Raw genomic sequence first — 5,614 nt, 5'->3', positions numbered from 1 at the left:
TAGGGCGTGCGATCGGCGGCGAGCTCGATCAGCCAGCGCTGGTCGATCTCGAAGCTGGTCTTGTAGCAATCCTTCTCGTCGGGGCTGAGGAAATCGAGGTGCTGGACCGAGCCGCCGCGCTCGAGGATCGTGTTCCACACCGCATCGCTGTTCTTCGACTTTCCCGAGAGCAGTTTTTCGAGATAGGGGTTCTTGATCGAGAAGCTGCCCGACAGCGTCTTGTGCGTGTAGATGTTCGCCGGAATCGGCTCGATGCAGGCCGACGTGCCGCCGCAGATGATGCTGATCGACGCGGTCGGCGCGATCGCGGTCTTGCACGAGAATCGCTCCATCACCCCCATGTCGGCGGCATCGGGGCACGGCCCGCGCTCGATCGCGAGTTGCATCGAGGCTTCGTTAACCTGCGCCTGGATGTGCTTGAAAATGCGCAAATTCCAGCTCTTGGCCATCGCGCCTTCGAACGGCAGGCCGCGCGCTTGCAGGAAGGAGTGGAAGCCCATCACGCCGAGGCCCACCGAACGCTCGCGCTCGGCGCTGTATTTGGCGCGCTCCATGCCGGGCTCGGCGCGGTCGATATAATCCTGGAGGACATTGTCGAGGAAGCGCATCACATCCTCGATGAACGCCTTGTCGCCGTTCCACTGGTCCCAGGTTTCCAGGTTGAGCGAGGAGAGGCAGCAGACCGCGGTGCGATCGCGGCCGAACTGATCGGTGCCGGTGGGGAGCGTGATTTCCGAGCAGAGGTTCGAGGTCGAGACCTTGAGGCCGGCGTCGCGGTGATGCTTGGGCATCGCGCGGTTCACCGTGTCCGAAAAGACGATATAGGGCTCGCCGGTTGCCAGCCGCGTCTCGACGAGCTTCTGGAACAGCGCGCGGGCATCGACCTCGCCGCGCTTCGAGCCGTCCTTGGGGCTGCGCAGATCGAACGGCGCGCCATCGCGCACCGCCGCCATGAATTCATCGGTGAGCAGCACGCCGTGATGAAGATTGAGCGCTTTCCTGTTGAAATCGCCCGAAGGCTTGCGGATTTCGAGGAACTCCTCGATCTCCGGATGGCTGACGTCGAGATAGACCGCCGCCGATCCGCGCCGCAGCGAACCCTGGCTGATCGCCAGCGTCAGCGAATCCATCACGCGGACGAAGGGGATGATGCCGCTGGTCTTGCCGTTGAGCCCGACGGGCTCGCCGATGCCGCGCACCGCGCCCCAATAAGTGCCGATGCCGCCGCCGCGCGACGCCAGCCAGACATTTTCGTTCCAGGTATCGACGATGCCGTTGAGGCTGTCGTTGACCTGGTTGAGGAAGCAGGAGATCGGCAGCCCCCGCCCCGTGCCGCCGTTGGACAACACAGGCGTCGCGGGCATGAACCACAGCCGCGAGACATAATCGTAGATGCGCTGGGCGTGCGCGGCATCGTCGGCATAGGCCGATGCGACGCGGACGAAGAGATCCTGGAAGCTTTCGCCGGGCAGCAGGTAGCGATCCTTGAGCGTCTCCTTGCCGAAATCGGTGAGCAGGGCGTCGCGCGAATGATCGACCTCCAGCGCATAGAGCTTCGGCCCGCCGGGCGCGCGCGGCGCCGCGGCGACGCCCGGACTATCGAGAAGAGTGGCCATATCGTTCGTATCCCGATCGCTGCTGCCTGAAAGGTCCATGCCCCGTCCCCGTTCCTTATCCGTTCGACTCGGGGTTCATGCCCCGATGCTACACGCCCGATGTTAAATGGGGGAGCGGATCAATCGAGCGCGCGCCGCCATCCATCCCATGTTCCACAGGGAAGGCGCCGCCGGATGCGATATGGTGTCGCGCCGGAATATCTCAATATTGTGTCCGCCCCCACGCGTTAACACTAGGGATAGTGTCATTCGTGATTCCGCCGCGCAAGCGCTTTTATTCGATCCGGGTTCAAAATTTCGCTTGAACAAAAAGAAGCAAGCCGGTGCCGATGGTTAACGAAGGCTGCTCGCAAGCCGCCTGATCGCGCGCGCGACTTCGTTTCGGGAACGCTGCGGGTCGACCGCCGTTCAAGCAGCCGAAACAGCTATCCGGAGCATCCGAATGAAGGGCTATTGCGAGAATATCGAGAAGCTGACGATCGCCAACGAGGATTTCCGCCGCGTGCTCTATACCGGCCAGAACCTCCAGCTCGTGCTGATGACGCTGAAGCCCGGCGAGGAGATCGGCGAGGAGGTGCACGAGGATCGCGACCAGTTCTTCCGCATCGAGGAAGGATCGGGCGAGGTGCGGATCGACGGCACGCCCAACCAGGTCGAGGACGACTTCGCGGTGATCGTCCCCGCCGGCGCGCGCCACAACGTGATCAATACCGGCGATGCGCCGCTGCGCTTCTACACGATCTACGGCCCGCCCGAGCACAAGGACGGCCGCGTGCACAAGGACAAGGCGCAGGCGATCCGCGACCATGACGCCGACGAATGGGACGGCGGGACGACCGAGCGGAAGGGCTGAGCCGAGCGGAACGGTCGCGGCGAGTATCCTTCGCGTCTCACGCGATCTGCCCGGTGGGCTATTATCATACACCGAGCTTCACATCGAAGGGCGCTAGAGGCGGTCCTGTTCAAGCTGAAGCGTCACCCCGGCCTTGAGCCGGGGTCCAGCTTCTTTTTCAGCGTCGGCCAAGCAGCGGGACCCCGGCTCAAGGCCGGGGTGATGAGAGTGTAACGGCAACGGGACAGATTCTAGCGCTTGAGCGCCGACCGCCCCGCATAGACGCCGATCGCGCCCAGTTCCTCCTCGATGCGGAGGAGCTGGTTGTATTTGGCGAGCCGGTCCGACCGTGCGAGGCTGCCCGTCTTGATCTGGCCGCAGTTGGTGGCGACCGCGAGATCGGCGATCGTCGCATCCTCGGTCTCGCCCGAGCGGTGCGACATGACCGCGGTATAGCCCGCGCGCTGCGCCATCGAGACGGCGGCGAGCGTTTCGGTCAGCGTGCCGATCTGGTTGACCTTAACGAGCAGCGAATTGGCGAGGCCCTTTTCGATGCCCTCGGCGAGGATCCTGGGATTGGTGACGAACAGATCGTCGCCGACGAGCTGGAGCTTGCCGCCGAGCTTGTCGGTGAGGATCTTCCAGCCGTCCCAGTCATCCTCGGCCATGCCGTCCTCGATCGAGACGATCGGATAGCGCGCGGCGAGATCGGCGAGATAATCGGCCATCTCCGCCGACGAGAGCTTCCGCCCCTCGCCCGCCAGGTCATAGACGCCGCCCTTGTAAAATTCGGAAGCCGCGCAATCGAGCGCGATCGCGACCTCCTCGCCGGGCTTGTAGCCGGCGGCCTCGATGCTCGCCATGATGAAATCGAGTGCTGCGGCCGGGCTGGCGAGATCGGGCGCGAAGCCGCCTTCGTCGCCGACCGCGGTGGCGAGGCCCTTGTCGTGCAGCTTGCCCTTGAGCGTGTGGAAGATTTCGGTGCCGCAGCGGAGCGCCTCGATCATGCTCTCCGCGCCGATCGGCATGATCATGAATTCCTGGAAATCGATCGGATTATCGGCGTGCGCGCCGCCGTTGATGATGTTCATCATCGGCGTCGGCAGCAGGTGCGCCGCGACCCCCCCGACATAGCGGTAGAGCGGCAGCCCGCGTGCATCAGCGGCGGCCTTGGCGACCGCGAGGCTGACGCCGAGGATGCCGTTGGCGCCGAGGCGGGCCTTGGTATCGGTGCCGTCGAGCTCGATCATGATCTGGTCGATCTCGGCCTGATCCTCGGCCTCGAGCCCCTCGACCGCCTCGGCGATCTCGCCGTTGACCGCATCGACGGCTTGCGTGACGCCCTTGCCGCCCCAGCGGCTCCTGTCCCCGTCGCGCCGCTCGACCGCCTCGCGCGCGCCGGTCGAGGCGCCCGAGGGCACGGCGGCGCGGCCGAAGCTTCCGTCCTCCAGCGTGACGTCGACCTCCACCGTGGGGTTGCCGCGGCTGTCGATCACGGTGCGTGCGTGGACGTCGACGATCGCGGTCATTCAAGAGCCTTTCGGGTTGAGGATAGGATGTTGCGCGGCCTCTATCCGGCGGGCTCCAAACAGGCAATATTCCGCCTCCGACATGGAACGCGCGAGGGCCGCCCGTGTTGGATGTGCCAAGACATGGGATTTGGAGACCGAGCATGCCCGCCGACGAAACCAACCTGCCCGAGGGCACCGATCACATCATCAACGGCGCCGGCATCACAGACGACGAGACCGAGGCCGCCGGCGGTGCTGCCAAGCCGGGCAAGGATGCGGGCGCGGCAACCGGCGGCGCTTTCTTCGACAAGATCGAGGACTGGCGCGCGCAGGGCTATGACAAGGCGCGCGACTATGCCGTGCAGGGCAAGGACAAAGCGACGGGCGCGATCGACGAGCTGCTCAAGACGATCAACGACGCCGCGGGCCAGGTCGACCAGAAGATCGGCAGCCAATATGGCGATTATGCGCGCAGGGCCTCCGAGGGGCTGGGCAGCTTCAACGAGGCGCTGAAGGGCAAGGATGTCGACGAATTGTTCGCCGACGCGCGCGATCTGGTCGCCAAGGCGCCGGCCGTGGCGATCGGTGCCGCAGCGGCGCTCGGCTTCGTCGTCGCGCGGCTCGCGAAGGCGGGCATGGAGACCGCCGCCGAGACCACGACCGGCAAATCCAAGACCAAGCCGAAGAGCGACGCTTGAGACAGGTGGGAAGCCGCGAGGACCAGAGTCTGCGCGCGCTGATCGCGCGGCTGATCGACGAAACCAAGGCCTATGCCAAGGCCGAGATCGGCGTGGTCAAGGCCACCGCGATGGCATGGGTATCGCCGGCCAAGATCGCGGTGCCGCTGATCGTCGTCGCGATCCTGCTGCTGCAGGCGGCGCTGACGGTGCTGGTCGCGGCGCTCGGGATGACGCTGGCGGTCTGGCTGGGCACGGCGGGCGGCCTCGCGGTCGGCGCGGTGATCGTGCTGGCGATCGCGGGCCTCCTCGCCTGGATCGCGATCTCGCGCTTTTCGAAGGCACCGCGATGAGCGAGCTGGATAAAGCCAGGGCTGAGGCAGCACTGGCGCGTAAACGCGTGCTCGCGACCGCGCACGAGGTGCAGGGCCGCCTCAAGCCCAAGCGCATCGCGGAGGACGCCGTCGAGGGCGTTAAGCGCAAGAGCGAATCGATCGCGGGCGACGCGGTGGAGGCTGTTAAGAGCCGCCCGGTGGTGGCGGGCGCCGCCGCCGCCAGCGTCGCCGCGCTGCTCGGCGTTGGAATTTTCTCACGTTTCCGCCACAAATCCGAAAAGGACGAGCGATGAGCAAGACCAAATCCACACATGAGCCCGAACCCACGAAGCAGGAGATCGTGACCCGCAAGGTCGCGACCGCTTATGCCGGCGCGCGCGACAAGGCGTCCGCGGCGACGCAGGGCGCGCTCGGCGGCATCGACGCCAATCCGCTGGTGGCGTTGCTGTCGGGGCTGGCGCTGGGGGCGGCGGCGGGCGCGCTGATCCCGCGAGGCGAACGCGAGAAGGCATTGCTGGCGCCGCTCGGCTCCCGGATCGGCGATGCCGCGCAGGCGGCGATCGCGGCGGGGCGCGAGGCGGGGATGGGCGCGCTCGACGAACAGGGCTTCTCGGTCGATGGCCTGCGCGAACAGGCGGCGAGA

General features: G+C 65.9%; 6 protein-coding genes and 1 pseudogene. 5 read left to right on the top strand and 2 right to left on the bottom strand.

Annotation, left to right across the window (positions count from 1 at the left end; all coding sequences use genetic code 11):
* Window positions 1-1,616 (bottom strand): ribonucleoside-diphosphate reductase subunit alpha (locus HUU94_RS00540; protein ID WP_254601810.1); only part of this gene is annotated, 1,616 nt, incomplete at its 3' end.
* A 442-nt stretch (window positions 1,617-2,058) separates the two neighbouring features.
* Between HUU94_RS00540 and HUU94_RS00535 the strand changes: the two genes are divergently transcribed.
* Complete coding sequence (locus HUU94_RS00535) at window positions 2,059-2,469, top strand: cupin domain-containing protein (protein WP_174273186.1); 411 nt, start codon at window positions 2,059-2,061, stop codon at window positions 2,467-2,469.
* 230 nt (window positions 2,470-2,699) lie between these two features.
* Here the strand turns inward: HUU94_RS00535 and eno are convergent, their stop codons facing one another.
* Window positions 2,700-3,977, bottom strand: a complete 1,278-nt coding sequence (gene eno / locus HUU94_RS00530) for a phosphopyruvate hydratase (protein WP_174273185.1) — start codon at window positions 3,975-3,977, stop codon at window positions 2,700-2,702.
* A 143-nt stretch (window positions 3,978-4,120) separates the two neighbouring features.
* On the opposite strand from eno, the gene HUU94_RS00525 reads away from it, so the two are divergent.
* From HUU94_RS00525 to HUU94_RS00510, 4 genes and pseudogenes are all read left to right on the top strand, one after another.
* Window positions 4,121-4,657, top strand: coding sequence for a hypothetical protein (locus HUU94_RS00525; protein ID WP_174273184.1), 537 nt, complete (start codon window positions 4,121-4,123; stop codon window positions 4,655-4,657).
* Window positions 4,654-4,989: a phage holin family protein gene (locus HUU94_RS00520; protein ID WP_174273183.1), complete on the top strand. Its 336-nt coding sequence runs from the start codon at window positions 4,654-4,656 to the stop codon at window positions 4,987-4,989. Before HUU94_RS00525 ends, HUU94_RS00520 begins: the two co-directional genes overlap by 4 nt.
* A complete protein-coding gene (locus tag HUU94_RS00515; RefSeq protein WP_174273182.1) occupies window positions 4,986-5,264 on the top strand; it encodes a hypothetical protein in 279 nt (92 codons plus the stop codon). The genes HUU94_RS00520 and HUU94_RS00515 overlap by 4 nt, the downstream gene beginning before the upstream one ends.
* A pseudogene (locus HUU94_RS00510) lies at window positions 5,261-5,614 on the top strand (hypothetical protein); the annotation flags it as partial. The gene HUU94_RS00515 and the pseudogene HUU94_RS00510, both read left to right, overlap by 4 nt.

The organism is Sphingomonas bacterium (assembly GCF_903644055.1).
Classification (GTDB): domain Bacteria; phylum Pseudomonadota; class Alphaproteobacteria; order Sphingomonadales; family Sphingomonadaceae; genus Sphingomonas_I.
This window is presented reverse-complemented; position numbering and strand designations above follow the sequence as displayed.

Bases quoted from the DNA above. Each gene is read 5' to 3' on its own strand.
- HUU94_RS00535 (WP_174273186.1), top strand. From the start codon at position 2,059: ATGAAGGGCTATTGCGAGAATATCGAGAAGCTGACGATCGCCAACGAG.
- eno (WP_174273185.1), bottom strand. From the start codon at position 3,977: ATGACCGCGATCGTCGACGTCCACGCACGCACCGTGATCGACAGCCGC.
- HUU94_RS00525 (WP_174273184.1), top strand. From the start codon at position 4,121: ATGCCCGCCGACGAAACCAACCTGCCCGAGGGCACCGATCACATCATC.
- HUU94_RS00515 (WP_174273182.1), top strand. From the start codon at position 4,986: ATGAGCGAGCTGGATAAAGCCAGGGCTGAGGCAGCACTGGCGCGTAAA.